18 protein-coding genes are annotated in these 23,879 nt (G+C 42.8%); 10 read left to right on the plus strand and 8 right to left on the minus strand.

Translation table 11 applies throughout. The features are described from left to right. Nucleotides 1-103: 103 nt before the first annotated feature. Together gdhA and QK890_RS10955 are read right to left on the minus strand one after the other, a co-directional pair. Nucleotides 104-1,441 carry an NADP-specific glutamate dehydrogenase gene (gene gdhA / locus QK890_RS10950; protein WP_005781098.1) on the minus strand — a complete coding sequence of 446 codons (1,338 nt, stop codon included), beginning with the start codon at nucleotides 1,439-1,441 and terminating at the stop codon, nucleotides 104-106. 147 nt (nucleotides 1,442-1,588) lie between these two features. Next, entirely contained in the window at nucleotides 1,589-3,676 is a 2,088-nt protein-coding gene (locus QK890_RS10955) for a prolyl oligopeptidase family protein (protein ID WP_296026270.1), read from the minus strand. Nucleotides 3,677-3,922: 246 nt separating this feature from the next. Here QK890_RS10955 and QK890_RS10960 point away from each other — a divergent pair, with 246 nt between their 5' ends. The 9 genes from QK890_RS10960 (at nucleotide 3,923) to QK890_RS11000 (ending at nucleotide 16,541) form a co-directional block, all read left to right on the plus strand. Continuing rightward, complete coding sequence (locus tag QK890_RS10960) at nucleotides 3,923-6,892, plus strand: PEP/pyruvate-binding domain-containing protein (RefSeq protein ID WP_032535458.1); 2,970 nt, start codon at nucleotides 3,923-3,925, stop codon at nucleotides 6,890-6,892. A 222-nt stretch (nucleotides 6,893-7,114) separates the two neighbouring features. Next, the gene (locus QK890_RS10965; protein WP_005781092.1) at nucleotides 7,115-7,924 is read left to right on the plus strand and encodes a DUF4493 domain-containing protein; all 810 of its coding nucleotides are present in this window, start codon (nucleotides 7,115-7,117) and stop codon (nucleotides 7,922-7,924) included. A 19-nt stretch (nucleotides 7,925-7,943) separates the two neighbouring features. Further along, nucleotides 7,944-9,272 (plus strand): DUF4493 domain-containing protein, encoded by a 1,329-nt coding sequence (locus QK890_RS10970; RefSeq protein ID WP_367627334.1) that lies wholly within the window; start codon nucleotides 7,944-7,946, stop codon nucleotides 9,270-9,272. Nucleotides 9,273-9,284: 12 nt separating this feature from the next. Continuing rightward, on the plus strand, nucleotides 9,285-11,075 hold the full coding sequence (locus QK890_RS10975; RefSeq protein ID WP_032539542.1) for a DUF4493 domain-containing protein: 1,791 nt from the start codon (nucleotides 9,285-9,287) through the stop codon (nucleotides 11,073-11,075). Between the two features lie 10 nt (nucleotides 11,076-11,085). Continuing rightward, a complete protein-coding gene (locus QK890_RS10980) occupies nucleotides 11,086-11,811 on the plus strand; it encodes a hypothetical protein (protein WP_005781085.1) in 726 nt (241 codons plus the stop codon). Nucleotides 11,812-11,831: 20 nt separating this feature from the next. Further along, nucleotides 11,832-13,442: a PCMD domain-containing protein gene (locus QK890_RS10985; RefSeq protein WP_367627335.1), complete on the plus strand. Its 1,611-nt coding sequence runs from the start codon at nucleotides 11,832-11,834 to the stop codon at nucleotides 13,440-13,442. A gap of 11 nt (nucleotides 13,443-13,453) precedes the next feature. After that, nucleotides 13,454-15,583: a DUF4493 domain-containing protein gene (locus tag QK890_RS10990; RefSeq protein WP_367627336.1), complete on the plus strand. Its 2,130-nt coding sequence runs from the start codon at nucleotides 13,454-13,456 to the stop codon at nucleotides 15,581-15,583. Between the two features lie 2 nt (nucleotides 15,584-15,585). Then, nucleotides 15,586-16,263, plus strand: a complete 678-nt coding sequence (locus QK890_RS10995) for a DUF4493 domain-containing protein (RefSeq protein ID WP_367627337.1) — start codon at nucleotides 15,586-15,588, stop codon at nucleotides 16,261-16,263. A gap of 104 nt (nucleotides 16,264-16,367) precedes the next feature. Continuing rightward, a complete protein-coding gene (locus tag QK890_RS11000) occupies nucleotides 16,368-16,541 on the plus strand; it encodes a hypothetical protein (RefSeq protein ID WP_165016622.1) in 174 nt (57 codons plus the stop codon). Between the two features lie 815 nt (nucleotides 16,542-17,356). Here QK890_RS11000 and QK890_RS11005 read toward each other — a convergent pair. From QK890_RS11005 to QK890_RS11015, 3 genes are all read right to left on the minus strand, one after another. Further along, a complete protein-coding gene (locus QK890_RS11005) occupies nucleotides 17,357-18,289 on the minus strand; it encodes a YafY family protein (RefSeq protein WP_032539537.1) in 933 nt (310 codons plus the stop codon). Then, nucleotides 18,286-18,912 carry a Type 1 glutamine amidotransferase-like domain-containing protein gene (locus tag QK890_RS11010; protein ID WP_005781062.1) on the minus strand — a complete coding sequence of 209 codons (627 nt, stop codon included), beginning with the start codon at nucleotides 18,910-18,912 and terminating at the stop codon, nucleotides 18,286-18,288. Before QK890_RS11010 ends, QK890_RS11005 begins: the two co-directional genes overlap by 4 nt. A 526-nt stretch (nucleotides 18,913-19,438) precedes the next feature. Continuing rightward, nucleotides 19,439-19,894 carry a helix-turn-helix domain-containing protein gene (locus QK890_RS11015; RefSeq protein WP_005781059.1) on the minus strand — a complete coding sequence of 152 codons (456 nt, stop codon included), beginning with the start codon at nucleotides 19,892-19,894 and terminating at the stop codon, nucleotides 19,439-19,441. Between the two features lie 200 nt (nucleotides 19,895-20,094). On the opposite strand from QK890_RS11015, the gene QK890_RS11020 reads away from it, so the two are divergent. Beyond that, a complete protein-coding gene (locus QK890_RS11020) occupies nucleotides 20,095-20,415 on the plus strand; it encodes a hypothetical protein (RefSeq protein ID WP_032539535.1) in 321 nt (106 codons plus the stop codon). 168 nt (nucleotides 20,416-20,583) lie between these two features. On the opposite strand, the gene QK890_RS11025 is transcribed toward QK890_RS11020, so the two are convergent. Genes QK890_RS11025 through QK890_RS11035 form a run of 3 tightly spaced genes read right to left on the minus strand, consistent with a single transcriptional unit; the run spans nucleotide 20,584 to nucleotide 23,874 of the window. Beyond that, nucleotides 20,584-21,615 carry a DUF1735 domain-containing protein gene (locus QK890_RS11025; RefSeq protein WP_005781056.1) on the minus strand — a complete coding sequence of 344 codons (1,032 nt, stop codon included), beginning with the start codon at nucleotides 21,613-21,615 and terminating at the stop codon, nucleotides 20,584-20,586. A gap of 13 nt (nucleotides 21,616-21,628) precedes the next feature. Further along, a complete protein-coding gene (locus tag QK890_RS11030) occupies nucleotides 21,629-22,810 on the minus strand; it encodes a DUF1735 and LamG domain-containing protein (protein ID WP_032539534.1) in 1,182 nt (393 codons plus the stop codon). 23 nt (nucleotides 22,811-22,833) lie between these two features. Further along, entirely contained in the window at nucleotides 22,834-23,874 is a 1,041-nt protein-coding gene (locus QK890_RS11035) for an endo-beta-N-acetylglucosaminidase family protein (RefSeq protein ID WP_032539557.1), read from the minus strand. Nucleotides 23,875-23,879 lie beyond the last annotated feature (5 nt).

Raw genomic sequence — 23,879 nt, forward strand, 5'->3', positions numbered from 1 at the left:
ATTTTAGTTGAAAATGAAACCTTTTCAGAAAAAAGTAGCGTTACCCACATCCTGTCTCAGGAAATGAGTAACGCAATTCACAAATACAACTAAACAAAGCTTTTTAGATGATTCCTTGTCCCATCATGGCATGAGCCACTTTCATGAAGCCTGCAATGTTGGCACCTTTCACATAATTGATATATCCGTCAGGTTCTGTACCATACTTCACACACTGTGCATGGATACCATGCATGATGGTATGGAGTTTCTCGTCTACTTCTGCTGCACTCCAGCTCAAGTGCATGGCATTTTGTGACATCTCCAGCCCGGACGTTGCTACACCACCTGCATTGACTGCTTTACCCGGTGCATACATCGTTTTGTGTTCGATGAAAAGATCGATGGCTTCGGGTGTACAACCCATGTTGGAGATCTCTCCGACACAAAGAACATTGTTATTAATAAGATTTTTGGCATCTTCGCCGTTTAATTCGTTTTGAGTGGCACAAGGAAGGGCTATATCGGCTTTCACTTCCCAAGGACGTTTACCGGCTACGAAAGTAGATCCCGGGAATTCGTCAGCATACGGAGCTACGATATCGTTGCCCGAAGCACGGAGTTCAAGCATATAATCGATCTTTTCCCCACTGATGCCGTTCGGATCATAGATGTAACCATCCGGGCCGGAGATTGTAACAACCTTTGCTCCCAACTCGGTAGCTTTGGTAGCAGCTCCCCAGGCAACATTTCCGAATCCGGAGATAGCTACAGTCTTGCCTTTTATATCGATACCTTTAGTCTGCAACATTTGGTTGACGAAGTACAAACCTCCGAATCCGGTAGCTTCCGGACGGATCAGTGAACCGCCAAACTCAAGTCCTTTTCCGGTGAAGGTTCCTGTAAATTCACGGGTTAGTTTCTTATACATACCGAACATGTAGCCTACTTCACGTCCTCCTACACCGATGTCACCGGCCGGTACGTCCATATCCGGGCCCAGATGGCGCCACAACTCAAGCATAAATGCCTGGCAGAAACGCATGATTTCAGCATCACTCTTGCCACGTGGAGAGAAGTCGGAGCCGCCCTTACCACCACCCATCGGCAGAGTAGTCAAGGCATTCTTAAAGGTCTGTTCAAATCCGAGGAATTTCAGGATAGACAGGTTGACAGAAGCGTGGAAACGGATACCGCCTTTATACGGGCCGATAGCGTTGTTGAACTGAACACGATATCCCAGGTTGGTTTGTACTTCACCTTTATCATCTACCCATGTCACGCGGAACGTAAAGATACGGTCCGGCTCTACCAGTCTTTCGATGATTTTGGCTTTTTCAAACTCAGGGTGCTGATTGTATATATCTTCGATAGAGAGAAGCACTTCTTTTACAGCTTGAAGATATTCTGATTCGCCGGGATGTTTAGCCTCTAAAGAGGACATGATTTTTTCGATGTTCATAATAGTATGTTTTAATAGGTTGATTCTGATAAAATGTCACTTTATCGTATCGCAAATATAGGAAAACTTTTCTAATGTTATTTGATTGTACGGAATATTTTGATTAAATAATGATAAAATGATAGAAAGAGCATTGGGAAATAGATGTCAGTTTTTCATTTTCATTCCCAGATTATACATGATAAATGCATAAACGTCTGCTTGCTCTTTTAATAACTTTGTTGTGGCTTTGTTGAAGCCGTGTCCGGCCTTGTGATCGATACGTATGAGAGTAGGATTGGTCCCATCATTTTCTGCTTGTAAAGTTGCGGCAAACTTGAACGAGTGTGCAGGGACAACACGATCGTCGTGATCGGCTGTGGTGATTAATGTTGCAGGATATCTTGTGCCCGACTTCAGATTGTGCAGCGGAGAATAGCTCAATAAGTAATCAAACATTTCTTTACTGTCGCTACTTGTGCCATAGTCTGTGCTCCATGATGCGCCTATGGTGAATTTATGATAACGGAGCATATCCATCACACCCACCTGAGATACGGCTACGCGGAATAGCTCAGGCCGTTGTGTCATGCAGGCACCCACGAGTAATCCTCCGTTCGATGCACCGGTAATGGCTATTTTGTTCGGATTAGTGTATTTTTCTTTAATGAGATATTCGGCGGCACTGATAAAGTCGTCGAAAACATTCTGTTTTTGCATTTTGACTCCCGCCTTGTGCCATGAATCACCATATTCGTTACCGCCTCGTAAATTGACCTGTATATAGATACCTCCGTTCTCGAGGAACGGGATACGTTCGATGGCGAAGGAAGGAGTGAGGGTGAGGCCAAAGCCACCATAACCATAAAGAAGTACAGGATTGTTTCCATCTTTCTTTAATCCTTTCTTATAAGTCAGAAACATTGGGATTTGCACACTGTCTTTACTGGTGAAGAATATTTGTTCCGTCACAAAGTCGTTTGCATTAAACTTTATTTTCGGAGCATAATATAGTGTATACTCTTTTTTATCAATGTCATATTGGTAAATTGTGTTCGGGGTGGTGAAAGAAGTGAAGAGGAAAAAACATTTTTTATCCTCTTTTTCTCCGCAAAAGAAGACGGTACCCAGTGAAGGAAGCTTGATCTCTTGTAGTTGTTTCCCATTTAAATTGTAGACATAGGCCCGGTCTGAAGCATCTTTATTATAGGTGAGAAACAATTTTCCACCAATTATTTCTGCTTTGGATAATACGGTATCGGATTCTGGAATCAGTTCTTTCCAGTTTTTCAACGTGGGACTGTTGATATCAGCCACCATGATACGTCTTTTCGGAGCTTTGTAGTTGGTAAAAATATAAATTTTATTATCAATGATGCCTATTGGGCTATATCGATAGCCCGTATTGGCCAGTTGTACCAGAGGTGCGTCTGTTTGGGTGAGATCTTTCATTAAAAGGCCGTTGTTTATGAAAAGAAAACGTCCGTCATCACTTGTTTGCCCGGAATGATTGCACTCCGGATAATATGGGTTTTGATAGATCGGTTTGTCTTTTGCTTGTGGTGTCTTTAGTTTATGATAATAAATCATGGAGTTTCCGTTTACGCTTGACAACTCTTTATCTTTTGGTGGAGCGTCATAAGCGCTATAATGAAAGCCTTTTTCATCCCAAGCCACTTCCTGAAACTTTACCCATTGAATGTGATCGTCCAGAAATTTCCCGGTTGTGGTGTCCATGATATATAGATCTTGCCAATCGGAACCGTTGCGTGAGATGCCACAGGCAGCATATTTACCGTTCTTGGAGAATGATATTCTACTGAGTGATACAGTACCGTCGTCAGACCATCGGTTAGGGTTTAAAAAAATGCGTGGATTATTGCTCAAAGAGTCTTGTATATACATCACGTTTTGATTTTGTAACCCATTGTTTTTAGTGAAATAGTACTTATTTCCTTTCTTGACCGGTAATCCAATTCTTTCATAGTCAGACAGGGTGGTTATTCGTTTTAATAATTTCCGATGGAAAGGGATGGCTTCCAGGTACTTGGCAGTGACTTTGTTTTGTGCTTCTATCCATGCGGCGGTTGCATCGGAAGTGTCATTCTCTAACCAACGATATGGATCGGGAATTTTTGTGTCGAAATATATGTCTATGCTGTCTACCTTTTTTGTTGCAGGGTAAACCGGTTTTCGGGGGCGTATGCATGAGGTGGCTGCTATACCTATTATAATTAATAAGGATATTGCTTTCATGTTTTTCAATTGGTTACGGTTAGTAAATTCACAAATATACAGAGTGTTTATTACAAAACAAATAGTTCGGTCATTTTCTGTTTTCGGATTTCTCGACTTTGATGTTTCGGTTTGTTTTCAAATCGGAAATGGGAAGATAATCTGTGCCTATATTGGAAGTTGGCAATAAAGTGAATTGCTTTTTCTTGCTTTTCCCAATAAAAACAGCGACTTTTGTCTGTTGAATTTTAAAACTACGGGAAACCCATGCTCAGCAAATTTAAATTAAACCAGCTCTATTTTAAAGATACTCAGTTTGCCAATCTGATGACAAGGCGAATCTTTAATGTTTTATTGATAGCCAATCCTTACGATGCTTTTATGCTGGAGGATGACGGACGTATCGATGAAAAGATTTTCAATGAATACACCTCGCTTTCGCTCCGTTATCCCCCTCGTTTTTCGCAAGTTTCTACCGAGGAAGAGGCGTTGAGACAGCTTGGGAGTGTATCGTTTGATTTGGTGATTTGCATGCCGGGTACGGGAGACAACGATAGTTTTGATATCGGACGCCATATCAAGGAGAAGTACGAACAGATACCGATCGTTATTCTGACACCGTTCAGTCACGGCATTACCAAACGGATAGCGAACGAGGACCTGAGTGCATTCGACTACGTGTTTTGTTGGTTGGGAAATACTGATTTGCTGGTGTCCATCATCAAGCTGATCGAAGACAAGATGAACCTGGAGCATGACGTGAAAGAGGTGGGCGTGCAGTTGATTCTGCTGGTAGAAGACAGTATCCGTTTCTATTCATCTGTGCTTCCCAATCTTTATAAATTTGTGTTGAAGCAGAGCCAGGAGTTCTCTACCGAGGCTTTGAATGCCCATCAACGTACACTCCGTATGCGCGGGCGTCCCAAAATAGTATTGGCCCGTACTTATGAGGAGGCAATGGATATATACGATAAGTATACCAATAATATACTGGGAGTCATCACCGATGTCCGCTTTCCCCGTGTGGAGAAAGGAGAGAAGGACGGCATGGCAGGAATCAAGCTTTGTGCGGAAGTCAGGAAGAAAGATCCGTTCGTACCCTTGATCATCCAGTCGTCCGAGACAGAGAACGCTGCCTATGCGGCTAAGTATGGAGCTACGTTCATTGATAAGAATTCCAAGAAAATGGATGTCGATCTTCGCCGGATTGTTTCCGATAATTTCGGTTTTGGCGACTTTGTGTTCCGTAATCCTGAGACGGGTGTCGAGATAGCCCGGGTTCGGAACCTGAAAGAGTTGCAGAATATTCTTTTTGCCGTTCCTGCCGAATCGTTCCTTTATCACATCAGTCGCAATCATGTTTCACGTTGGCTGTATTCACGTGCTATGTTTCCGGTTGCGGAATTCCTTCGTCCCATCACCTGGCATAGTCTGCAAGATGTGGATGCGCATCGTAAAATCATCTTTGAGGCTATTGTTAAATACCGAAAAATGAAAAATCAGGGAGTGGTAGCTGTATTCAAACGCGACCGCTTCGACCGTTATTCAAACTTTGCCCGTATCGGAGACGGTTCGTTGGGAGGAAAGGGGCGTGGACTGGCGTTTATTGACAATATGGTGAAGCGTCATCCGGAATTTGAAGAATTTGAGAATGCCCGTGTGGCTATCCCGAAAACAGTGGTGCTTTGTACCGATGTATTCGACGAGTTTATGGATAGCAATAATCTGTATCAGATTGCCCTTTCCGATGCTGATGACGATACGATTCTGAAATACTTCCTGAAAGCGAAGTTGCCCGACCGTCTGGTTGAAGACTTCTTTACTTTCTTCGATGTAGTGAAGTCTCCTATCGCCATTCGTTCTTCTTCCTTGCTTGAGGACTCCCACTATCAGCCTTTTGCAGGAATCTATAATACCTATATGATTCCTTATCTGGATGATAAATATGAGATGCTCCGTATGCTGTCCGATGCCATTAAAGGCGTATATGCGTCTGTTTATTTCCGCGACAGTAAGGCATATATGCAGGCCACTTCGAATGTGATCGATCAGGAAAAAATGGCTGTTATTCTGCAACAAGTGGTCGGCAATCAGTACGGAGACCGTTATTATCCTTCGATGTCCGGTGTAGCCCGATCTCTCAATTACTATCCCATTGGCGACGAGAAAGCTGAAGAAGGTACGGTAAACCTGGCTCTCGGTTTGGGCAAGTATATCGTGGACGGAGGTATGACTTTACGTTTCTCGCCTGCCCATCCTTCAAAGGTGTTGCAAACCAGTGAACTGGATATTGCCTTGAAAGAGACGCAGACCCGTTTTTACGCTCTCGATCTGAAAAATGCCGGTGATAACTTTTCGATTGATGATGGATTCAATCTTCTGAAGTTGCATGTGAAAGAAGCCGAAAAAGACGGTTCGTTACGGTATATCGCTTCTACCTATGATCCGTATGACCAGGTGATTCGTGACGGTTTATATCCCGGTGGGCGTAAAGTGATTACGTTTGCCAACATCTTGCAGCACGATGTATTTCCGTTGGCACGCATCCTGCGCTGGGTACTTCGTTATGGGCAGCAGGAGATGCGCCGTCCGGTAGAGATCGAATTTGCAGTGACACTCAATCATGACCGTGATAAGACCGGTACGTTCTATCTGCTTCAGGTACGTCCCATTGTAGACAGTAAAGATATGCTGGATGAAGATCTTACTACTATTCCGGACGAAGATGTGCTGCTCCGTTCCAATAACTCCTTGGGGCATGGCATTATGAACGAAATACATGATATCGTATATGTCAAGACTGATCATTACAGTGCATCGAACAATCAGAATATAGCTTGGGAAATAGAGAAACTTAACCAGCAGTTCCTGAATGAAGGCAAGAACTATGTACTTGTCGGACCCGGACGATGGGGAAGCAGTGACACTTGGTTAGGTATCCCGGTGAAGTGGCCGCATATTTCTGCTGCGCGTGTCATTGTGGAAGCCGGACTGACCAATTACCGGGTAGACCCCAGTCAGGGGACGCATTTCTTCCAGAATCTGACCTCCTTTGGTGTAGGTTATTTCACCATCAATGCGTTTATGAATGATGGAATATACAACCAGGAGTTTCTGAATGCGCAACCTGCCGTATTTGAGACTGAATATCTTCGTCACATACACTTTGAGAGGCCGATTGTTGTGAAAATGGATGGTAAAAAGAAACTTGGAGTGGTTCTTATGCCGGAGAAATAATAAAATAATATTGTATAAAAAAGTCCTGTTTTTCATAAGAAAGGCGGGACTTTCTTGTTTTAGCCCTTTTCTGTGGTCTGTTTTTATGATTAAACAACTATTTGTGGTCCTTTTTTCAGATTTTGTAAGGAATCGAAGGTTGTGTATTTATTATAATAAAAGAAAACTATAATTTTGCCTGCGGTTTTTATAACTTATGAATAATATTTAGTAGTTATCATTATGAAAAGACTCTCTTTTATGGTTAGTATGGCGATGCTAATTTCATGTATTGCCTCGTGTGATTCCGGCAGTGATGCTGTTTCATACGGTGTTGGTTCTTTAAGTCTTGGGCTTTCAGCCAATCCTTCTTTTGCAGAGAAAACCCGTTCCGTCAGCGAAGCGGAATACAAAAAAGTCGATAACTATCAAGTTACGGTCAACGAGGGCGACGGTACCTCTTTATACGATGGCCTGTACAAGGATATGCCTTTGTCTATCGATCTGACTGCCGGCAAAAAATATACGGTGAAAGCCTTCTACGGTGATAATGTAGATGCAGGTTTCGATAAACTGTATGTGGAAGGCAGCCAGGAGTTCACTGTCAGTGAAGGTGAACAAAAGAATGTTATTTTGTATTGTAAGCCGGCTAATGTTAAAGTATCAGTCGTTTATACGGAAGATTTTCTGAAATATTATTCGGATTGTACTGTCTCCCTTTCTACTTCACACCTGACTGCTCCTTTTGAAGTAAATATGAAAAAAGACTCCGGTAAGGATGCTTATCTGAAAGCAAATGCCGATGGTGAGAATGTATCTATCACTGTAGGAGGTTTCAAAGATAAAGAAGGCAATGCGGTGGTGATGGAAGCTTTGGTTGCCGAGAAAAAAGTAGCTCCCAAAACGCATCTTACTATTACAGTAGATCCGGAGGTGATTACTATTTCTACGGGTACTGCATCGTTGGACGTAACCGTGGATACCGGTACGGAAGATAAGGATGTGAATATTGAGATTCCGGAAGAGTATTGGCCGGGTAATGCAAGTAAGTAAATATAAAAGATTGGTATATATGAATGCGATAAGAAACATATATGCAGTGCTGGCATTGATAGCACTTTGTTTGAGTTCCTGCGAGATGAAAAATGAGCTGGAAGGCAAATATAATTTGAAGAATGACGAAGGACTTCTGACATTGGATCTGGTGAACAAGACGCAGGCTACGCCTTCTACAAAAGCTGAAAGTACGTCACTTACTGATGAACTGGATGTGAATACCTATAAAGTAGAGATTGTTGATAATGCCACTGAGGCTGTGGTTCGTTCGTTTGCCAGCTATGCGAAGCTGAAAGAGGCCTTGCCGTTGGTCGTTCCGGTAGGAAACTATAAGATTGTGGCTAAAAGCGGTGTTTTGCAAGATGCTTCGCGTACTCCTTATTTTGAAGGAAGCTCTTCTATTGAAGTGAAGCAGGGAATGGAATCTAAGGCGGAAGTTCTCTGTAAATCGGCAACGGTAAAGGTCAGTTTGAATGTATCGGACGAGTTTCTCAGTATGTTTGCCGACGATTATGTGTTCACCGTTTCAAATGGGATTGGCGGAGTTATTTATGTGAAGAAGGAAGATTTAGGTTCAATTTATCTCAACATTCCCAATGGAGCCACTTCGATCAAAATTGTGGCGAAAGTAACTGAGAAGGAAACAGGTAGAGACATTGAAACTATTTATACTGTGACCAAACCCGATGAAGAAGGCTTGGAGGGAGGTGATTCTTTTAATGTTACAGTGAAACCTGTAGAAGAGGGTGAGGACCCGGAAGATCCGGATGTGACCCCTTCTGATCCGAAATTGGGGATACAGTTGGATATTGACTTGACAATGGACGAGACCGGCATAACAGTGAAAGTACCAACTGAACTGATTGAAGAATCGAAACCGGAGGAGCCGGATCAGCCGGCAGAACCGGATCAGCCGGCAGAAGACGGACCGGAGATTATCGGAGCAGATGAAGTGGTGGAAGTGGATACGAACAATCCGCCGACAGTTCAGGTAACGATGAAAGCTCCGGCCGGAATCCGGAACTTGCTTGTGACTATCACTTCAGACTCTAATGAGTTTATAGGTTTGATTTCTCAAATGGGGTTGGGAGAAACATTCGATTTGGCTAATCCCGGTGATTTGGAAGATAAACTTGGAGGTAGTTTGGAAGACGGATCCGGTATCGGTTTGATTGATCCGAATGATCCGATTAAAGATAAAAAAGAGTTCATCTTTGATGTATCCGGCTTTATGCCTATGTTGTCACCGTTTGGCCTTCAGCAACATTATTTTACTATTAAACTGATTGATAATAATGGTAAGGAGTTAGCCAAGAAATTGACAGTAAAAGTGGTGAAAAACTAATTTGAATTTCCAATGAAAAGATATATATATTTGTTCGTCTCTGTCTTTACTCTTGTGATGGCATCATGCCAACAAGAAGAGACTTCTAACGGCAAGACTGGCTATCTCCAGTTTTCTGTGGAGAAGAATACAAGTACGATTTTGGTTCCGGCGACAAGGGCAGAAGAGTTGCCGATTGCCTTGCAGGTAGTTGACAGAGCAGGGACTGTTGTGAAAGAGACTGATGACTGGCATAACTGGACATCTGCTCCCCTTGAATTACCATTGGGTACTTATACCATTAATGCTTTCTCAAAAGGGGTTGATGTGGCGACGGCCGGATTTGACGAACCTTATTATTGGGGACAGACCGAAGTAACGGTTGTTCCGAAAGTAAATCAGAATGTGAATATAGAGTGCCGTTTGGCTAATGTGAAAGTGACAGTCAATTACAGTGCTGATGTGAAGAAGTATTTTTCGAAACTGAGCTGTTCTGTGGGTAATTCTTCCGGTAAACTGATTTTTGGTAAGGATGAAACACGTTCCGGATATTTTGCGGTGGATAATCTGAATATTTCGTTGGCATTGACAAATACGGATGGACGTTCTTTTGTTTTTGAATCCGAACCGATTACAGATGTAAAAGAACGTCAGCACTATCGTATTAACTATACTATGAAGGCCAATGGTGCTATTGGTGGTGTATCTGTTACTTTAGATCCTTCTACCAAAGAGTATAATGTGAATATTTCCATTCCTAAAGAAAGTAATCCGAGTGTAAATGTCTGGTCTGATTTTGCAGACGTAACTCTTCCTCTTCCTGACGGTGTTGTTACCAAAGAGTGTAAATATCGCATTTCCGGAACGGAAGATTGGAATACGGTGTCCAATGTTGAACAGGCCGATGGAAAGCTTATTGCAACCATAACCGGTCTGATTCCCGGTACGGAGTATGATTTCTGTTTTGCAATAAATGGAGTAAACGGAAAGATAACGACTGCGACCACCGAACTTCAGAAACAACTGGAAAATGGAAGTTTTGATGAATGGAATCAGAATGGAAAAACTTGGTTCCCGGGAACTGCGGCTGAGGCTTCTGCTAAGAATTCGTATTGGGATACCGGTAATGTGGGAGCAGCTACCATGAGTAAAAATCCAAGTATCGGAGAAAGCAACGATGTACATACCGTAGGTGGTAAATCGGCTAAATTGTCTTCGCAATTTGTGGGAGTGTTTGGTATCGGAAAATTTGCTGCCGGTAACATCTATATCGGGCGTTATATGGAAACGTATACAAGCCCGATGGGAGCACGTATACGTTTTGGTCGTGAGTTTACTTCACGTCCTACGCAACTGAATGGATGGTACAAATACACTCGTGGAACCAGTATAGATCGTGGAGATCATAATGTGGAGGAATTGAAAAACTCGGGTGGTGATAAATGTGCTATCTATATTGCCTTGACTGACAATGAAGGTTTGGTTGATGATAATGGAGTGAAGACAGCTTATGAAGTCAACAATAACAAAGAAGGCAGTCCCACGCGTTATACGGTCGATCTTTCTGAAGCCAATAAAGATGTCATAGCCTACGGTTCCATTACCGATGAAGAGTCCAAAGGTTCTTTCGATGAAAGCGGAAATGTAGTTTGGAAGCAGTTTACGATTGATCTGCAATATCGTGATTTGACCCGTAAACCCAAATATATTATCGTTGTTGCTTCTGCAAGTAAATATGGTGACTTCTTTACCGGCAGTGAAAGCAGTGTCATGTTGATTGATGATTTTGAATTGGTGTACGGTACACCTGTTACCGCCAACTAATCCATAGTGAATGAAAAAAATAATTATATTTCTACTTCTTCTTTGTCCGGTACTGGTCCAGGCAAAGAAGAAGTTTGACCGTGGAATCGTGAAGAGTGTGTTTGTCCCGAAAGGGCAATGGTTTATGGGTTCTACAGTTTCGTATTCGGAGCAGAGTGCTGATCAATATCAGTTTTTGGTATTGGCAAATATCGATGCCAAAGGTTATACATTCCGTTTGAGTCCCTTCGGAGGATACTTTTTTGCTGATAATATGGCAGCGGGAGGCAGGTTCACTTACTCCCGTACCTACTTCAATATAGGAAACGTAGACATTAATCTGGGCGATGATCTTTCGTTCCACATCAAAGACGATATGTATCTGGAGCATAACTATTCCGCATCCGGATTTCTGCGTACCTATATGGGGCTGGGCAGCAGTAAAGTGTTCGGCTTCTTCAATGAAGTGCGTCTGACTTATGCTTACGGGCAGGGGAAACATTCCAATGGTACGGGTAACGACTTGACGGGATACTATCAGCGTTCTCACACGTTTGAGATCGGTGCGGCTCCCGGATTGGCGGCATTCGTATCCGATTTTGCTTCGGTAGAAGTTTCGGTAGGAGTGATGGGATTCAGTTATAAATGGGTCGATCAGATACACAATCAGGTAAACAAGGCGTCCCGTCATAGTGCAAGTGGTAATTTCAAGATAGACTTATTCTCGATTAATCTCGGAATGACGATGTATTTCTAATTTAAGCAGTGTTTTGAGAAATGAAGAGTTTACAAATTTATCTATTCCTGTTTCTGTCGGTCTTTGCTCTGGGTGCTTGCATACAGAATGACATTCCTTACCCTTACATCAAAGGCGAAATTACAGCTTTCGAAGTAGAAGGGCAGACCGGTGATACCGAGATAAACAAGAACAGCCGCACCATCGTAGTGGAAGTAGGTGATGAAGTCGATATAGAAGAATTGCGTATTACCAGGTTCGTTGTGAACGAAGAAGCCACTTACAGCGTAGACGAACAATACTGCGTCAGCCCCAATAAATTTCCTTCGGCCGGCTTTTCTGCTTTAACCGACTTGCCGGCAGGAGCAGATACACGGGTCGATTTCAGTAAGACCGTTCCTGTTCTGCTGCGTACCTATCAGGATTATCAGTGGATGATAACCGTCCGTCAGACCATCGAGCGGGTAGTCGAAGTCGAGAACCAGGCCTTGCCTGCCATCATCGATGATAAGAATCACACGGTATTGGTGTATGTCTCGCAGAAGCAGGATCTGTCTGCTGTCAAGATAACAAAGATGATTCTGGGAGGCAGTAAGGCTACCATCACCCCCGATCCGTCCACCGTAACCAATTTCCGCAGACCGCAAGAGTTTGTTGTCAGCCGTTTCGATAAAGAAGAGCTATGGACGGTCGATGTGGTGCGTACCACATCGACAGGTACTACGGGCAGCGCCGATGTATGGGCCACACGTGCCACTCTGAATGGGGGCATGAAGCAGGGAACCACTCCCCGTGTGGAATACAGGAAGAAGTCGGAAGATACCTGGAGCGTTGTACCCGAGGCAGATGTGAAACTGGAAAGTGGTACTACTTTCAGTACGACACTGACCGGGTTGCAAGATGGCACCGACTACGTTTGGCGGGTAGTAGTCGAAGAAATTCCCAGTACGGAAGCCGCGTTCACAACCGAAAAGATACAAGAAATACCTAACTTAAACTTCGATACTTGGTCGCAGAATCCCACAGGAACCTTTAAGAAGAGTTGGTATCCGAACTCTGACGGAGCAAATTCCTATTGGGCGACCGGAAACGACGGAGTGACCTCTTCGTTGGCAGGCAGCCGTGATTCGAGCACCCGCCCCGAAGAGAAAGAGGCGGTAAGCGGGAAAGCCGCTTATATGGTTACTTTGGGCAGTGTGCCATTGGTAGGGGTTGCTGCCGGCAACTTGTTCATCGGTGATTATAAAACGAATGCTCAAAGCCCCAAAGACAGTCCCAAGTTTGGACGTTCGTTTACGGGAGCCCGTCCCACCGGATTGAAAGGATGGTATAAATATACTTCTAAGCCGGTTGATTATGTAGGCAATCCGGATAACTTGAAAAACGATGAATGCCATATCTATCTCCGTTTGTGGGACGATAAAGATAACGAGATCGGTTACGGAGAGTTTGTCGGAAAGGAGACAGTGACCAAGTACACTCAGTTCCGGTTCGATGTGACTTACTCCAATAAAACGGCGAAGCCCGCCAAGATAACGATTGTTGCCACTTCGAGCCATTATGGCGGTGACTTTACCGGGATGAAGGTGACCGGTTCGGTGGGTGTAGGCAGTGAACTGTGGGTCGATGAATTTGAATTATTGTATGAATAAGAAAGAGAGCTATGCATAAATCTGTTTTATCTTTAGTGTGTTGTTTGTTCTTTTTCCTGTCGTGTCAGGAAGAAATAGAAACGATGCCTAACGGCAGCCTGAATATAGTATTGACGGACGGAGTAGCGGTTACCCGGACTTTGCCGGATGCACTGTCGGATGAATTGCGGCAGCAGTTTACGATTGAGTTGCTGCGTGACAGAGAAGGGACAATCGTGCCCGAATACAAAGGTGCATTGAAAGATTTCGGAGATCAAAGGGTATTCAAGGTAGGCAGTTATCAACTGAAGGCTTATCTTGGAGAGAATCCGTCACTGGCATTGGATGCACCCTATTATTATGGAGAAGTTCAAGACATCACTATCGAGAAAGGTAAGGCAACAACGGTAAGCGTCGGCTGTAAGGTAGCCAATGCGCTGGCTACTTTTGAGATTGTGAATCAAGAGGCTTTCGATAAACGCCTGAAAGATTATTACGTAGAAGTTACCGTAGGTAGTGAGTCGGTTACGTGGAAACCGGGAGATGTCACACATCCCTACTTCAAAGCCGGAGGCCGGGTGACGATGGCGTTGATCGGCACTTCCGTAGAGACAGGGCAGGAGGGAAGTTATGCTTTGAATCCGATCGAGACAGTGAAAGCGGGCGTTAAGTATAATTATAAGCTCTCCATGAAAGCTTCCAATGTTGGTTTTGAGGTCACTACGGAAGCCCGGCAGGAACCTGTCACTATCAATGAAACCGTACCCGACAGTTGGTTGCCGAAAGCTAAGGTCTTCAGTGAGGATTTCGATGAAAATCATGTGCTGACTTATACGGAAACAGCGGACGCTTTGTCGAGAGCCGGCGTTTCGTATACTGCTTTGCGTCCGGTTCAGGATGTGGAGTTTGCCCTCAACTTTGCGGATAAGCATTTGGAACATCTGAATAAGACATATCTGCTGTCGGAGCTTTCCGAAGAAGATCGGCGGGCTTTGGCTGTTGTGAATATTGTGTTGCCCGACCTGGCAGCAGGAAGTACTGAGGGAGTTATCGACTTTGCCGGAGTGACTCCCGGCATGTTGACTCACGATGGAGGACAGGATACGGATAATATAATAGCCGTTCGCGTAAAAGCAAATGACCGTTGGAGTGATGCCGGGATGTATACCATCCGGACTGTGAAACCCATCTTTAAGGTTGGTTATTATCCGGGTAATGTTTGGACGAAAGAGTTTACTTTGAATACACTTACTGCCGATAGTGTGAAAACCGGTAACTTGGATAAGTTTACCGATATTGCTTACGAATTTAGTGCGGATGGTAATAGTTGGGAGGCGATGCCCGGAGATTTGCGAAAGGCAGGGCTGAGTCCGGGAACCTCTTATTATGTGAGAGCGAAATATAGGGGAGAGGTGCCGGGAGAGAAAGTGGAGGTGAAAACGTATCCTCAGACGATGCTGGAGAATGGGAGTTTGGAGGGTGCTACAGTGACAAGAGGTACTGATTCACCGGGATTTTTTGGTGCTGATTATGGTGCGCGCTATGAATGGAGTGGTTGGGGGACATTGAATAGTGTATCAGCATGCTATTCTTTAAGAACGGCTTATGCTTTTACTTCTCGCTCAGGCTGTCGTCCTACTTCTGATACCCCTACTGGTGAAGGAAATGCTATCCGTGTTATAACATTGGGGTATGGTGGAGGAGGTTGGGCAGTTCCTAAAAAGGCAATGCATAGTGAACTCTATCTGGGAGTTAATGCTGATGACGATGGTAACAGAACTTATGGTATTAGCTATAGCTCTCGTCCTACAGCTCTTCGTTTTTGGTATAAATGTATATCAAATAGAGGTAATGATGAATCTTTGGTGAAAATACAGCTATTTCATGATGATGTAATTCTTGGTGAGAGTTCTTTTCAAACTGGGGCTAAAAGTGCATATGAACGGTATACTCTTTCTATTAATTATGCATCGGATCCTGATAAAATGAAACTTGTTCCTAATAAATTATTAGTTCTATTTAAGTCAGGGACTAAAGAAGCATTGTCAATTGATGATGATTTAAAAAGTTTCAATAGTGGAACTACAGATAAGACTGCTGATGCAACATTTCGTGGAAACGAACTATTCATCGACGATGTGGAACTAATTTACGACAAATAAATATGAAAACCTATATATACCTCTTTCTCCTTTTGCTTGCTACAGCCTCTTGTAGCGAGCAAACTACTCCCGATCACTCTGTCGGTTATCTCCGCATAGAAAACATCACCCTCACTTGTGATACTGAAACGCTTCCCATCACTCGTGCCGTCGATGCCGGACTTAAACTTGAAATCTGGCAAGGTTCTGAGTGTGTACGTAGTTACGATCCGGGAGCTGCGGAACTTTCCAAAAGGATCGTTCTTCCGGTTGGTGAATATACCCTGAAGGCCTTTACTCCCGATCAGACCGAGGCGCCGGACAATGAATCGGGCACACCCACTTACAGCGTCGACTACCCTTTCGCCATTGTATCAGAGGATGTAACTCTGATTTCGGTGAAAGCACCGCAAGCTAATATCGGGGTTGGCGTTGAGTATTCGGATGAATTTATGGAAAACTTTACAGACTTCTCCATTACCGTAAGTAGTCCTACAGGACGTCAGGCAAGCTTGGCAGGTAATGTGACAGACCTTCTTTATTTTAATGTCCCGACAGGTGGAACCCATTTAAGTTATACACTTACCGCCACCAATGCCGATGGAGAAACAATGACTTCCGAAGCGCGTCCCATCCTTCAGGAATCGGGAGCGGAACTTACTTCCGGAAATTATAAAGTCCGGATCGGCCTGGTTCAGTAAGGAAGGTCGATGAAAAGTAGTCCGGTTACTCCTAAACTTCCTTAAACCTCCAAACTTTCTTCTTCCGGATTTGTCATATTGCCAATCTTTAAAACGTAGAAAGTATGAATAGAGACAGGCAATTGAAGAAGGACATGGAGAATCGGGAAGTTCAGATCCATGAAGAATATGAGAAGAACAGGCATCTGATGTCTGAGGACAAAGTAAAGGAAAAAGCTGCTGCATCCGGCAGTGCTGGCGATATCCATTCCGGCAAAGGAACGGGAAAGAAAAAATAGTGTAAAACAGGAATCGTTGCGAGATCCCTTTTTCACTACAGAGTACACAGAGGGCATGGAGGTTTTATTTATAAATAAGCCTTTGTGCCCTTTGTATGCTTTGTGGCAGGTAAAACGTTTTGTTCTCTATTATCCTATTAAACTATCAAAAAGGTGTGAAATACCTCTTTCCTCTGACTCTCCCAATTTTTTTCCCGGATGAACCGGAGGGAAAAGAAGCATATCAAGGAACTTCCGGAGGCGAAGAACCGGTCTTTTGAGTCGGTAGAGCCTTGCTTTTCCGGAAAACAAGTAAGTATTTACCCCAAAACAAGTAAGCATTTGCTTCGAAAGACGGTTACATTTTCCCAATTTGCTTACTTCTTTTTTAAATATCTCCTAATGTTTTGGCAGATTACATATATTGTTATGCAAATCGGGCGATAAGAGGACGTGTTTTCTTCCCGTTGCTTGCCGGGAAGTATCCTGTACGAAGTGTGTAAAGGAATGGTGTTTTACTCTAACAAGGAGATTTCGGCGGATAATTATCCTTTATTGTTTCTATTTGATAAGGAAGTAGTTGAACGACCTGTTAAAACGATAATCGGGAAATCGTCTGTGAGCCGTTTTTCCGAACTTCATCAGAGACGTGTCCGAAAGAACGGGATATAGAGCCATTGGATTATCATTTTGACATTTTGGCACTTTGACATCTGCTCTCAAACACTTCTCCAAATCTATCGATCTTTCGTTTGGCAATGCCCAATCTTGTTGCTAAAGTCGCCGTTCCGTAACGGGGTCATCACCTTTTTATCATCAGGAACAGCTGATTGTTATCAAATAGAGATGTTATTGATAATATTTTTAACTTCATGTTTTAAAGAATTTGGCGTTATTATTGTAGCAACATCTGCGAAAGACAAATACCAATGTGCAAATTTACTGATTGAAAAAGTAATAAAACGGTACTCAATCATATTGTCTATTTCTTTTTCGGATGTCAATCCGTAGTAATATTTATCATCATTTATCATGGATGTTTTATCTTTTTCTATTCTTATGACAACTTCATATAACTTTTCTTTGTCGTAAAACTCATCCAAGAACTTTTTAAAAGGTGGATGTTCTCGTGATTGAAATTCATTAAGAATGTGTATTTCTTGAATTCTATCTATACGAAATGTAAGATAGGCTTCTTTTTGAAGACAAAACCCTATCAGATACCAGTTAGTTCTCGAAAAGAAAATGCCAATAGCTTCAACCTTTCGTTCTGAAACACTTAATGTAGTACCTGTAAAATAAGACATTTCAACAATTCTCTTTTGATATATACTTTGCAATATTAGTAAAAGAATGTCTGGCTTATACGCAGATGATTTATAAGTATTTAAGACAGACAGGCATTCTTCCATTGTTTCCAACATCTTTTTATCTACAAAGCGCATGACAGACTTTATCTTTTCTATGCCCGACTTGTAATGTTCATTACTGTTTGAATCAGTTAGTTCATGTACTAATTTCTCTGCAATTAAAAAGGACAAGGCTTCTTTTTGAGTAAACATTAGCGGGGGCAATTTGAATCCTTCTGCCAGTGAATAACCAATACCGGGATTTCCAATAATCGGAATTCCTGCCTCTTCCAATGTTCTTATATCCCGGTATACAGTACGAATACTTATTTCAAAACGCTCTGAAATCTGTTGTGCTTTCACTAACGAATGCGATTGCAATTGAATCAATATAGCAGAAATACGGTCTATCCTATTCATCTTGCATCTTTAATTTGGATATTTGAGTCTTCAATAAAAATTGCTTGTTTATTACTTATTGGGATAAGCTGCAACTTTTCATTATATAGCTGAATTACTTTTTCACCTTTTTTCTTGAATGGGAAATTACCATAATGGGGAATTGTATAAAAATCAACCAAACCTAAAGAAGAATAGTCCTCCAATTCAGGAGCTTTTTCTATTGGGTCAAAGTTTACATTCTTCATATACTCTGTATCGGGAGATGCTATTATTGCTCCAGCAGACTCCCCAATATACAGTTTTCCCGATTTAACTTGTTCGGATATGATTTTATCAACACCTTTTCTTTTTAACTCTTGCAGAAGGAAGAATGTATTTCCACCTGTTATATAGATATAATCACATTTGTGTAATATAGAAGATATTTCTTCATTGGAAAATTGGGTAATCTCAACTTCTTCAACAATCATTCCTACTTTTTCAAGAGCTTTTTTTCCTGTTTTTACATAGAATCGTATTGATTCTGTAAGGCTTGCAGTTGGTATAAAAGCTATAATTTTTCCTTTTAAATCCTCATTAGCAAAATCAATAAGCAGATTGGCTACATCGGCAAAAGATGAGCATAAAAATAATCTTTTCATATTTAGTTATATTAAATTTATTATTGTCGGGTACTTGGTATTAGCAACCTAAAATCATCCAAAATCAACGTTGAATGCTTAATGGTGCAAAAATAACAACTTCTATGACAACCCTATGTCAGTAAGTCTAATATATCCAGATAACCATGTCCGGTATTGTAGTCGTCCTTGCAGATTAGAGGAAGTTATACTTTTATTGCTGGTTGGAAATTTTATGTTTTTAATAAAGCGCAGAAACATATTACCACTTCATATTAAAGGCCTGGGGTGTCTTCTTTCCTTATTAAAAAATGGTTTTGACAGGTTCAAGCTGAATCTGTCATATGTATGCAATGTCATGTGGAATGCATCCGGATCGAAGAATTGTCCGGAGAAACGGGTGAGGGATACCCGCCCCGATGGAACTTGCACATAATAATTAGGGTGTAGCCATCCGGGACGGATAGCTACACCCTAACCCCGGTATGGCTACACCCTAAGCGTCGGATGGCTACACCCATTTATATGGAGAGATATGTTTGCGGAATTACTTTCCGCTGTTATTTTGCTGTTCCAGACTTTGAATCCGTTTTTCAAGCGCGGCATATTTTTCATCTTTCTCTTTGAGAAGACGCTCGTAGAGTTCGGTGATTTTATCAATCGGATTAAAAGTGTTAGTTATACTATCGTTGTTATATCCTGTAGATCCCATTGAGCTGTCTTTATTGTCATGCACATTGTTTGTGATATTCTCAAATACCACAGAAGGTGCATCCTCTTCCAGCGTTTTCAGATATTCCACCGGCACATTCAGCGCCCTTGCGAATCTATTTAGCATTTCATCCTCAATCACCCGCATTTTCTCGTATTTGGATACATTCGGTTGTGTCATGTTTACGAGTGCTGCCAATGCGTCCTGCTTGATGTTTTTCTCGATCCGGGTGCGCCTTATGTTATGTCCGTGATGGACATTTACATTCTGTATTTCTTCTTCTGTTTCCATGTTCTTTTTGCTTTTTGAACAACGATTTCCGTTAAAATGTTCCGTTCGAAGCAAATATACGAAAAAATGGAATAAGATGAATAAAATGAATATTACTTTGCTCAAAAATAGAATATAAGGAATGTGTATATGCTTGCAGAATCAACTATTTTGCGCTTATTTTACGGCTATTGAAATAACAACAATCCTATTTACACACTATGATCGGACTACTGACAACTAAAGAAATTGATTTCCTCACCAAACTGGCTGAACTTTTAAAAGAATACTGCGCCGTAATTTCCCACGGTCATTGTGGTGAAGTGCATATTCTTGCTTATCACGGTGACAACGAAGATGCGGAAAAATATCCCATTATATTTGAGGATAGCTTTGATGAAAATGAGATTTATGATCTGTTGCGCAAAAACAGAAAACGGATCGGGGAGATTATCGAACGTGAAGTAGCTGAGGCTATTCCCGAAGGAGAACTATCTCAGCCGGACGATCAGGCCGGATCAATGGCAGACCATTTTCACTAAAGATAGTAAGGGATATGAAATGCATTTAGAGGCATAATATGGAGAAGGGTACAGCTTCACCTGTTTGTATATTAATGTGCTGTCACATGGTTTTAAGGAAGGGGCGGGACTTATGAATTAACAGTCCCACCCCTTCACGGTGTGAATAAAAAGTAATGAAATCTTGCTTTACCGGAAAGCTGTGACTTCATTTACATCAACGGAAAATCTGCCATTGAAGGCCATCATATTCTCGAAACGTACTTTAGTACATTCCACCGGTTTCTTAAAGCTTATATAAGCAATTCCATCCATGACCTTACGGTCGAATACTCCATGGTTCACCCAATTTCCGTCCGGTGTTTCAACCATCACTCTACAAGACTTAAGCATATACGAGCCGCTTGTCGATTTGTTGGTGTCCAGCCTGAACCCTTTGAGTAACTGTTTTTCCGGCAGAATAATCGTCAGATAGTTATGGGCGTTGGAGGTATACCAGTTGTTGGCTGTAAAGTTACCATCGTTTAGCGAACCTAATTTCTCCGGTCGTATATCCGATTTAAACCCGATTTCTTTGTTGAAGCCTTTTCCTTCGATCTTTTTATTGCTTGAATCGATATTGTCCAGGCGTATAGAAAGATTTAGTTTCACAAAGTATGCCGAGCGGGTCCGGGCGATTGCCAAATGTTCATGCGATCCTTCCATCGTCAGCTTTATTGCCATCACATAACCCGATAGGTTGTTTAACTTCTCAACATCCTTGAGGGTCAGTTTGACTGTCGTTTCCAGTTCACCCGCTTTCAGCACACTACCCTCAAAGGTGCAGCTTTCGTTCGGAAAGAGGGGGATACCTTCCACCATTTCAGGAAAATCGGCCATCAATTTGTCTTCTTTGATAAGATTGACCTGGATGTCTTCTTTGTAGGGCTTTGTCACTTTTACTTTGAACGAAAGTTCGTTCTTTCCTACCAGGGTGGTACTTACCAGGTCGTTGGTTGCTTCCAGCTGTATATAAGGCTTGCCATAGTATCCCAGGTACACCAGATCAGTGAACGGGTCGATGCCGAGTTGCTCACGGATATCTTCTTCGATATACTTATTGTCCATTTGCCAACTTGTATCCTGATCTACTATCTGTATTTCATCTTTACTGCACGATGCCGACAAGACGAGCAATAGAACCCATAAAATGCTTGGGGTGGATTTTATTCTTCTTTTCATTCTGAACTCTTTTTTATTCTTGATTTACAATTACTAATTCATCTGCCGGAAATTTAACGTTTTCCACATATTCAATACGGGCTTTCGTGGTCACATTCTCCATATCGGCGGGAGCTTTCAGGTCTTTGATCCCCGCCTCTTTGCTCAGTGGCAGATACGAAATGAGATGTGGTGTTTCCGGATCCATCGGGAGGTATAAGTAATCGTTGATTTCCGATTCTGTTAACGCTTTATCCCATAAGCGTATTTCGCGCAGATAGTCGTTCCGGTAACCGGAGTTTCCGACTATGATCATGCTGTTTTCACCAAAGGTGATGGCGCTGTTCTCGAAAACCTTCTGGACTTTTCCGTTGACATAGACTGTCGTTTTCTTATCCTTGTGCACATAGGTGATATGCAACCATTTACCCGCTTGCAGGGGTATTTGAGTCCATGTGTCGTCCCCGTCGCGTCCGTTTTTCACTTGTATACCGGCGGTAGATGAAATACGGGTATAGAATTCTCCTCCTGTTCCGTTGCTTAGATAGGCTGTGGTCAGGTTGCTGCGGGTCAGGCTTGAATAGATGGCACTCATTTGAATGGTCCATTCAGCCTTTGTGTGCATTCCGGCAGGTTTTATCCGGATACCTTCTCCACCGCTGACTTTGGCTACTGACGAAAGGATGGAGCGATTCAGGAGCAAGACCGCACTGCGTTGTGAGGGAATCAGCGAATATTTGGAAGCCCCCGTGATACTAAGAGGAATTGCATATTTCTTATTGGCGGGGAAATCCTTGGAATCCAGTTGTCCCACTTTCACCATTATTTTTGCTGAAAAGTCACCGGCAGGTACCCGTATGCCTTCGGAGCCGGATAGCTCGTTTCCCTCTGCATCTGCCAGTTTAAAAGCGGAGGGAGGCAGGGGCTCATACGAGGCTCCGTTGGCTTTGTTGTATTTGTCCAAAGCCTCTTTATCATAACTCACTTGTATGGTCACCGGACTTTGGCTGATATTGGCCAGTCGGGGTGTCAGATAGGTTGTTCCGCCATCGGGCTCTAAAGTGAAGTTGACGATGCCTTTATTGTCCGGTGTTTCCATGTATACTGCGTTTTCCGAGCCTGAACCTTCTCCGTCGGCATAGTCACAGGCAGAAAAGAACGGGCAAAGTATGCCGATCGCAATAAACAGATATTTGTAAGATACGTTACATTTCATGTTTCAAACTGTTTTTAGGTTAATTATTTTACGGGAGGATTCATGATAGAGATGGCCTTTCTGATGTTAACATAGGCTTCGTCTTCAAATGCGTCTTCATTAATATGAAAGACTCCGATTCCTCCTACATTGCCTTGTTTGGAAGCCACATAACCGGCGTATGTGTCCGGAAATCTGCTTCGTGCACCGGGCTTGTTCTGAAAGCTTTCCGTAAATACGAGCTGTTCGGGTTTGATATTCAACCGGTTTTGGATATCATTGGTCCATCTCTCGAAACTGGAAGCCGATCCGCTGTAAGATTGAACGACAAAACGGTCGAAATACTGTGCCGCACGCGGGTCCAGCCAATGGATAGAGCCGTTCAGATGAAACAGTTTGTCCGGTCCCAGCAGCTCGCGCATGGTCTTCATAAACAAGATTTCTTTCTCTTTATTATAATCGCGTGAGCAAGAAGTCAAATTACCGCAATGGTTGCCCGGCTTGAACGGCGATGCGTACGAGGGTTCATAGTCATAGTCGAATCCGTCGTAACCATATTTATTGATTGTATCTACGATGGCTTGCGCATACTCTTTGATGGCTTGTGTGTCGTCGGCGGGCCATTGGTCGCGCCCCCATTTTATCTGGTCACCTATGTCTTCTATAATCCAGCCGATAATGACTTTGGTCCCTTTGGCCTGCACACTCCGCAGCTCTTTGATTTTTTCTTCGCTCAAAGAGTGCCAGTTTCCCCATATCGAAACAACGTCCATACTGTCCGGTAAAAGAGACAGCCGGGGATATTTTCCCGCTCCGTCCGGTTGCCAGGCATTGAACCACCCGAACATAATGGGGTGTTTGGTGCTTTTGTAAGCTCTCAGGTTTTCCAGATATTTTTCGTAGGCAACTTCATTCTCTTTATGTCTTTTATCTTCTTCAGCCCATTTTACGGAGTCCCGTTTGGAATAAAGATCGCCCAGGGCTTCGTTTTCCACATCAAGTTTCTCCGGTGAGGTCCAGTCATCGCATGCGGCAAAGCTTACTAAGAGTGCCGTTCCAATAAATGCAAAAATGGTATTTCTCATATTCA

It is taken from the genome of Bacteroides sp. NGMCC 1.200775, assembly GCF_040798045.1.
GTDB lineage: Bacteria > Bacteroidota > Bacteroidia > Bacteroidales > Bacteroidaceae > Bacteroides > Bacteroides hominis.

What these genes read in the sequence shown, in the direction of transcription:
- gdhA (WP_005781098.1), bottom strand. Translation starts at nt 1,441, where the DNA reads ATGAACATCGAAAAAATCATGTCCTCTTTAGAGGCTAAACATCCCGGC.
- QK890_RS10955 (WP_296026270.1), bottom strand. Translation starts at nt 3,676, where the DNA reads ATGAAAGCAATATCCTTATTAATTATAATAGGTATAGCAGCCACCTCA.
- QK890_RS10960 (WP_032535458.1), top strand. Translation starts at nt 3,923, where the DNA reads ATGCTCAGCAAATTTAAATTAAACCAGCTCTATTTTAAAGATACTCAG.
- QK890_RS10965 (WP_005781092.1), top strand. Translation starts at nt 7,115, where the DNA reads ATGAAAAGACTCTCTTTTATGGTTAGTATGGCGATGCTAATTTCATGT.
- QK890_RS10970 (WP_367627334.1), top strand. Translation starts at nt 7,944, where the DNA reads ATGAATGCGATAAGAAACATATATGCAGTGCTGGCATTGATAGCACTT.
- QK890_RS10975 (WP_032539542.1), top strand. Translation starts at nt 9,285, where the DNA reads ATGAAAAGATATATATATTTGTTCGTCTCTGTCTTTACTCTTGTGATG.
- QK890_RS10980 (WP_005781085.1), top strand. Translation starts at nt 11,086, where the DNA reads ATGAAAAAAATAATTATATTTCTACTTCTTCTTTGTCCGGTACTGGTC.
- QK890_RS10985 (WP_367627335.1), top strand. Translation starts at nt 11,832, where the DNA reads ATGAAGAGTTTACAAATTTATCTATTCCTGTTTCTGTCGGTCTTTGCT.
- QK890_RS10990 (WP_367627336.1), top strand. Translation starts at nt 13,454, where the DNA reads ATGCATAAATCTGTTTTATCTTTAGTGTGTTGTTTGTTCTTTTTCCTG.
- QK890_RS10995 (WP_367627337.1), top strand. Translation starts at nt 15,586, where the DNA reads ATGAAAACCTATATATACCTCTTTCTCCTTTTGCTTGCTACAGCCTCT.
- QK890_RS11000 (WP_165016622.1), top strand. Translation starts at nt 16,368, where the DNA reads ATGAATAGAGACAGGCAATTGAAGAAGGACATGGAGAATCGGGAAGTT.
- QK890_RS11005 (WP_032539537.1), bottom strand. Translation starts at nt 18,289, where the DNA reads ATGAATAGGATAGACCGTATTTCTGCTATATTGATTCAATTGCAATCG.
- QK890_RS11010 (WP_005781062.1), bottom strand. Translation starts at nt 18,912, where the DNA reads ATGAAAAGATTATTTTTATGCTCATCTTTTGCCGATGTAGCCAATCTG.
- QK890_RS11015 (WP_005781059.1), bottom strand. Translation starts at nt 19,894, where the DNA reads ATGGAAACAGAAGAAGAAATACAGAATGTAAATGTCCATCACGGACAT.
- QK890_RS11020 (WP_032539535.1), top strand. Translation starts at nt 20,095, where the DNA reads ATGATCGGACTACTGACAACTAAAGAAATTGATTTCCTCACCAAACTG.
- QK890_RS11025 (WP_005781056.1), bottom strand. Translation starts at nt 21,615, where the DNA reads ATGAAAAGAAGAATAAAATCCACCCCAAGCATTTTATGGGTTCTATTG.
- QK890_RS11030 (WP_032539534.1), bottom strand. Translation starts at nt 22,810, where the DNA reads ATGAAATGTAACGTATCTTACAAATATCTGTTTATTGCGATCGGCATA.
- QK890_RS11035 (WP_032539557.1), bottom strand. Translation starts at nt 23,874, where the DNA reads ATGAGAAATACCATTTTTGCATTTATTGGAACGGCACTCTTAGTAAGC.